The 5,891-nt window shown below is 35.0% G+C and carries 5 protein-coding genes; 3 read left to right on the forward strand and 2 right to left on the reverse strand.

The window, feature by feature from the left end; genetic code table 11:
• Positions 1-216: 216 nt before the first annotated feature.
• Together F6K22_RS22745 and F6K22_RS22750 are read left to right on the forward strand one after the other, a co-directional pair.
• Positions 217-405 carry a hypothetical protein gene (locus F6K22_RS22745; RefSeq protein ID WP_293103059.1) on the forward strand — a complete coding sequence of 63 codons (189 nt, stop codon included), beginning with the start codon at positions 217-219 and terminating at the stop codon, positions 403-405.
• Positions 406-597: 192 nt separating this feature from the next.
• The gene (locus F6K22_RS22750; protein WP_293103063.1) at positions 598-3,615 is read left to right on the forward strand and encodes a WGR domain-containing protein; all 3,018 of its coding nucleotides are present in this window, start codon (positions 598-600) and stop codon (positions 3,613-3,615) included.
• A gap of 62 nt (positions 3,616-3,677) precedes the next feature.
• Here F6K22_RS22750 and F6K22_RS22755 read toward each other — a convergent pair whose 3' ends face one another.
• Positions 3,678-3,932 (reverse strand): hypothetical protein, encoded by a 255-nt coding sequence (locus F6K22_RS22755; protein ID WP_293103066.1) that lies wholly within the window; start codon positions 3,930-3,932, stop codon positions 3,678-3,680.
• 758 nt (positions 3,933-4,690) lie between these two features.
• On the opposite strand from F6K22_RS22755, the gene F6K22_RS22760 reads away from it, so the two are divergent.
• Positions 4,691-5,341: a Uma2 family endonuclease gene (locus F6K22_RS22760; protein WP_293103069.1), complete on the forward strand. Its 651-nt coding sequence runs from the start codon at positions 4,691-4,693 to the stop codon at positions 5,339-5,341.
• 116 nt (positions 5,342-5,457) lie between these two features.
• Here F6K22_RS22760 and F6K22_RS22765 read toward each other — a convergent pair whose 3' ends face one another.
• Positions 5,458-5,667: a hypothetical protein gene (locus F6K22_RS22765; RefSeq protein ID WP_293103072.1), complete on the reverse strand. Its 210-nt coding sequence runs from the start codon at positions 5,665-5,667 to the stop codon at positions 5,458-5,460.
• Positions 5,668-5,891 lie beyond the last annotated feature (224 nt).

Below are 5,891 nucleotides of genomic sequence, written 5' to 3' on the forward strand. Positions count from 1 at the left end.
AATAATTTGCAGCAAAATTATCTGGAAAATGATAATATTTATTTCAGATAGATATACTGTAAAAGATTTCAAGTCAAGATTCTCAAATTTTCAGGAAGCTAAAGAGTTTTATGGTATATCTGCTAAAGGATGGCAAGGATTAGTAGATAAGTTAAATAACCAATAATAGTTCTTTTGCTAAAAAGTCTAATCCTTCGAGAATCTGATACTTCGGAAATGTATCTTATTAATGAGTTGGCGAGAAAATTAAAAGAAGAGTATCTTATTCTTGAGAATGCTTGCTTGAATTTTAATATGGATGCTAATAACTGGGTAGATTTAGGTGAAGAAATACATAATGGTCGAAGTGAAATGAATAATTTGCAGCAAAATTATCTGGAAAATGATAATATTTATTTCAGATAGATATACTGTAAAAGATTTCAAGTCAAGATTCTCAAATTTTCAGGAAGCTAAAGAGTTTTATGGTATATCTGCTAAAGGATGGCAAGGATTAGTAGATAAGTTAAATAACCAATAATAGTTCTGTTGCTAAAAAGTCTAATCTTTTGCTTGATTAAATATATCTATCTTTACTAATAACACTCAAAAAATACTATGAAAGTAATCAAAAAAATTATCCTCCATTATCAAGACGATCGCTCGGATAAAATTTATGAGGTCGATATATTTGAGGTGAAAGAAAATCAGCATTATATGGTTAATTTTAACTACGGTCGTCGTGGTTCACAATTAAGACATGGTATTAGAACAGATGGCTATGTTCCTTTTGCAAAAGCTGAAAAAGTTTTCAATCAAGTAGTAGAAGAAAAAATTAAACGTGGTTATCAGGACGTTACTGGAATTTCTCTAAATTCTCTCCCTAAAAAAACAGAAATTCCTAGCCAGAATCATTTGCGGAAACAAGCAATTATCGAACATTTAGCTAGAGAAAAAACTAATCGCCCTCTGGAAAGAATTATTTGGCGGGCAGGAGAATTAAAAATAGCTGAAGCTACTCCGATGTTAATTAATTTTCTCGGCACTGGTACGGATTTAAGAGATTATTGTATTGCTTGGTCGTTGGGTTGCTGTGGTGGAAAGGATGCTCTTGCTGCTTTAATTAGATTGTATGAAAATCCGGCAACTTCAGAGTTTGTTAGTCGGATAGTTTTTGAGGCAATTTTAAAATTATCCGACTCTGAAATTCGCGCCGAATTGCAGAAGGAAATGATTGAGTTTTTATCTCCAGAATTAAGAGAGTTTGCTCGTCACGGAACGGCAGAAAAATTTGAGGAAGTATTTAACAAATCCTTGGAGGAAGGTAAAAGTTTCTCAGACATAGAAAGACTATATCAAATAGATAATGAATATGTGCGACCTGCACTTTTAAATTTTCTCCGCACTGCTCCATTTCAAGAAAACTTTTTTCAGCCAATTCGTCATATTTTTAAAATGGCTGAATATCGTCGAGACCCAGAAGTTTTTGCCATTCTTACTTATAGATTTGACACAGAAAATACAACTGGTTCGGAAGTTTATACTAAAAAAACTCGTAATTATTTACGCAAACGAATTTGGCGAACTTTAGAGAAACTTGGCATAGACAATGATATTGAATATATTAATTTAGCGGTGAGTATTTTGCAGCAATATTCTGATGCTGATGTTATGTATTATCGGCTAGAAAAGAGATTTTATTCTCAACTCGAACATAGATTTGTTAATTTTCTAGTTCTATCTCATATTCTCTACACAAATCATTCTCGTTATTCTTTATCTTCTGATAGGCTAGAGTGGAAGTTTAACGGATACTTTGAACGAACTAATAAGGAGATAAAACAACGGGGAGAAGCTTTTCCTGAATTATGGGATAAACAACCAGAAATATTGGTGAAATTATTATTAGAAAGTAACTGTCATGCTGTACATAATTTTGCTGTGAGAGTATTGGATCGTTGCCAGAGTTTTTATCCAAAAATCAATATCAAAACTCTCATAGAATTTATCAAAAAATCTTATGAAGTTACAGTTAGATTTGGATTTGAATTAGCTATAGAAAGATATAAAAAAATAGACCCCGATCTAGACTTGGTTTTAGCATCGGCAAATAGTATTTTGCCTAAAGCACATACGGCAGCTTATCGCTGGATAAATAAACAACCAAATAGATTTTTAAATGCTAATTTTCTGGCTAGTTTAATTACCAGTCAGGAACCAGACACTCGTGAATTTGTTCAAACATTTCTTAGTTCACATAGTCTGAAAGAAGGTACTGCTAAAGTATTAATTGGTAAAGTTATTGCTGAGTTATTAACTTTCAAACAAGAAACTTACTGGATAGAGCGAGTCGCTCAAGATATTGCGGATATATTGTTGGGTTGTTTGAGCTATCAATTAAAACAATTGGGTATGGGAGTTATTATAGATTTACTCCAACATCCATTGGTAGAAATTCAAGAATTAGGTGCAAATATTCTGGAAAACCATGAAACTCCTGCTGCGGAATTACCTACTAATTTAATTGAGTCGTTGATTGAATCTCCCTATCCAAAAATTCGGGAAATTGGTATTAGAATATTTGGGCAGTTACCAGAGGATATTTTGATAAGTTCTCGGCGAGATTTGATTATTGCTATGGCGGTTAATTCTGAGGAGGATATTCGGAGTTTAATCGAACCTATTATTCAGGATTTGACAAATAAATATTCAGATTTTGCTAGTCAGTTAGCAGAGGAATTTATCGACATTTTGCTAATGCCAGAAAAGTCAGAAGGGGTTCACGATTATTTAGCAGGTTTATTGAGGGATGATATTCCGGGATGGCAAGAAAGTGTTAGTTTAGAAAAAACTAAGGAGTTATTAAGGGCTAAATCAGACTTTACTCAAGAATTAGCAGGTTTAATTTTAAAGGCAAATTATCGGCAGTGGGCAGGAGATTTTGCAACAATTGAAATTGTTAAGTTGGCAAATTATCAATTAGTGGCAGTTAGACAAGCTGCATGGCAAATTTTTTCAGAAAATATTCCTCGTTTTAGAAGTAATTCTCAGGAGATGTTGGCTGCGGTTAGATTGTTAGAATCTGATTGGGAAGATTCTCGCAATTTTGCTTGGGAAATATTTCAATCATCTTTTGATGAAACTGATTGGTTGCCGGAAATAATGGTAAGTATTTGTGATAGTGTGCGGGATGATGTAAGAGTGTTTGGGCGTCAATTGGTGAGTCGTTATTTTGAGGATAGTTACGGGCAAGATTATTTGTTGAAGTTTAGCGAACATCCTTCAGGGGATATGCAGGTTTTTGCTACGAATTTTTTGTCAGATTATGCGGCGGATAATGTGGAAAGATTACGAGATTTGCAGCCTTATTTTATTAGTGTTTTGTGTCAGGTAAATAAAGGTAGGGTGGCAAAGCAACGAGTATTTAGTTTTTTGGAACAGGAGGCAGAAAAAAGTGAGGCAGCGGCGCGAGTTGTGGCTGATATTTTGACTAGGCAGTCTGTGACTATTGCCATTGGAGATAAGGCAAAGGCGATCGAAATTATGTTGAAAATTCATAATAGTTATCCAGAGGTTTCTTTGCCTATTTCTGTTAAGTCTGTTTCTAGGAAAGAGGGAGTAGGGAGTAGGGAGTAGGGAGTAGGGAGTAGGGGGAAAGAATTGATAATTTATGCCCATGGGATTGATTTGATTTTTGATTATCGGAGATGTCTACTACTGGACTGAAGCACTCCGCCAGAGGTGATGGATAGTGCAATTTTCCGACCCCATGCGTAGGTCGCAATAATTAATTCATTTTCTGAAGCGCACGCCGGATGTGGATGGGTAGTGAAAATTTTCCGACCCCATGCGTAGGTCGCAATAATAGATTCATTTTCTGAAGCGCACGCCGGATGTGGATGAGTAGTGGAATTTTTCCGACCCCATGCGTAGGTCGCAATAATTAAATTCATTTTCTGAAGCACCCAGCCAGAGGTGATGGAGTGGGAAAATTTCCGACTATTGCCAAGAGAGCAATAATAAAATTCATTTTCTGAAGCGCACGCCGGATGTGGATGGGTAGTGGAATTTTTCTAACCCCATGCGTAGGTCGCAATCATAAATTCATTTCCTGAAGCGCACGCCGGATGTGGATGGGTAGTGAAAATTTTCCGACCCCATGCGTAGGTCGCAATAATAGATTCATTTTCTGAAGCGCACGCCGGATGTGGATGGGTAGTGAAAATTTTCCGACCCCATGCGTAGGTCGCAATAATAGATTCATTTTCTGAAGCACCCAGCCAGAGGTGATGGAGTGGGAAAATTTCCGACTATTGCCAAGAGAGCAATAATAAAATTCATTTTATGAAGCTCCTGCCAGATGTAGATGGATAGTGGAATTTTTCTAACCCCATGCGTAGGTCGCAATCATAAATTCATTTCCTGAAGCGCCTGCCAGATGTAGATGGATAGTGGAATTTTTCTAACCCCATGCGTAGGTCGCAATAATAGATTCATTTTCTGAAGCGCACGCCGGATGTGGATGGGTAGTGAAAATTTTCCGACCCCATGCGTAGGTCGCAATAATTAATTCATTTTCTGAAGCACACGCCGGATGTGGATGGGTAATGGAATTTTTCTAACCCCATGCGTAGGTCGCAATAATAAAATTCATTTTCTGAAGCACCAGCTAGAGGAGCTTACATAAAAATAAAAACTATCAATTTAATTTATGACAAATTTACAAATAAAAATTCCAAGAGATATATGGGTTTCAGCGACCTGGGATGAATATCTCCAGATAATTGAAAACCCCATTTATGCTCAAGCAAAATCTTATTATTATCAAGGAAAATTTAGAATAGAAATCTCACCAGTAAGTCACGACCATGCCAGCGATAATTCACTTATTGCTATAGCTATTGGTATTTTCTGTAGCCTCAAAAATATTCGCAGCAAAAGTTTAACTAATTGTAGTTACAGAAAAATCGGAACTCAAGAAGTACAACCAGATATTTCCTACTATATAGGTGACAATACCAATATTGTTCCGTGGGGAACTTCCGTTGTAGATTTAGATATATATCCATCGCCAGATTTAGTCATAGAAATAGCAAACACTTCACTCTCTGATGATAAAGGTGAGAAAAGGTTAATCTATGAATATTTAAAAGTCAAAGAATATTGGATAGTTGACGTGAAAAATGTAGATATTATTGCTTTTACTATAGTTGATAGTGGCAGTAAAAGAATTACAGAATCTCAAGTTTTACCAGGATTAGTAATAGGTGTTTTAAAAGAGGCTTTACAACAGAGTCGAAGTATGGATAAAAATGAAGTTATTGCCTCCCTATTTTCTCAATTTCAAGAATCTCAAGCATAGAATACAGTAATCCTTTTTTGTTATGAAATAGAATAGATACTATTCTTGAATTCTATTTTTTAAAAAGGTTACTAAAAAAAGTATACAATTGCTTTTTGTGTTGGATAAAAAGGGTCTTATTTTTTTATCTCTTCGTTTACTGCCTTTTTCAAGTTTGGTTTTAATGGATAAAAATTACTTAGTCTACCAAATCGTTCTGCTAAAAAGACATCTAACCAATCTACAACATAAACATTACTCTTAAATTCTTTGTCTTTTCTAGAGCCTAACCAACTATTCATTCTCATGGCACGTTTACTAGGGCTAGGTATAAGGTTAATAGGCATAAAGAAAAGTGTATTTTGAAGTAGATTTGTATTAATATCGCTGATTATTTCTCCAGGATTAGTGCTAAATCGTAGTGAAATCTCTCTATGATAACTGGTAAAATTTATCTTGATTTGTTCAGTGTTAAAGTTATCGCATTCTTTTATTCTATCCTTTTTTTCTTCTTCTTCTGAACTGAACGTAGTTGTAATTTTATAGAAATTTTGAATTTACAAATCATTCC

Origin of the sequence: Okeania sp. SIO2F4 (genome assembly GCF_010672385.1) — a bacterium.
Classification (GTDB): Bacteria; Cyanobacteriota; Cyanobacteriia; order Cyanobacteriales; family Microcoleaceae; genus Trichodesmium.